1 protein-coding gene is annotated in these 913 nt (G+C 31.5%); it reads right to left on the bottom strand.

Annotated elements, in window-relative coordinates:
• Window positions 1-841 (bottom strand): hypothetical protein (locus tag ACLWS4_RS37180; RefSeq protein ID WP_416876447.1); only part of this gene is annotated, 841 nt, incomplete at its 3' end.
• Window positions 842-913: the final 72 nt, after the last annotated feature.

Raw genomic sequence — 913 nt, 5'->3', positions numbered from 1 at the left:
CCAAAACATAAATAAATATTTCACTGAAAACGTATTGCATGATGTTATTTTTGCTCATTCCAAGAGATAAATAAATGCCCCAATGTCTTTTCTGTGTCTGATATTTGCTAAAGATCATGATTGTGACTGAAATCGCAGTGAGAATGAGAGAGACAAAAAACAAAAGATTGCCAAGAACCTTGAGATAATTATAAATTTTACTATCGTCTTTTATTAATTGAGAAATGTTCTGTACTAAGCTGCCAGGGAATGTTGCTGATAATAATTTTACTTGTTTATCAAGGTTTATTTTGTCTTTATGGGAAATATCTTTTTTCGTGTAAATCTCAAGGTCACTAAATCCATGGAACAAACCAGATTTTACTGCGGTTTTAGTGTCCATTACAATAATAAAGCCATCTTTCTTTATTCCAACAGAACGGCTGGCCCTATATTTAAATGGTTTATGGATAACATCTAAAATTGTTAAATTTTTTTGGCTGATTTTCATTCCAGATGGCATTTTATATAGTCTGACTAAAGTTAATGTATTTCCAGCCAAGGCTTTATCCTCGTTTTTTCTTTTATTGTTAATCGGATTAAATATTAACACTTTGCCACCCGGATTTTTATATTTCTTTGGGGTTTCAATATTATTCCAGTCGTCTTCATTCAGAAGAACGTAATTTACATCTGGAATAATAATTTTATTATGATAAGTTTTATAAGCTGAGTTTTCCTTAAATATCCAACTGTTAATGGAAGGAGTAATCATTCTCTGATCCATTAATGTCTCGACATCATCCATGAATGGCGTTTTATCTATATATAAAACGCCGGGCGTTTTTTCCAGTTTTTTCACGTCAGTCTTTGTAAAGGTTAATCCCTGATGGCTTAGTACTGTTAGATTTTGTTTTGATTTAGAGCTAAAACC

Source organism: Kitasatospora sp. SC0581 (genome assembly GCF_048159585.1).
GTDB lineage: Bacteria > Actinomycetota > Actinomycetes > Streptomycetales > Streptomycetaceae > Kitasatospora.
This window is presented reverse-complemented; position numbering and strand designations above follow the sequence as displayed.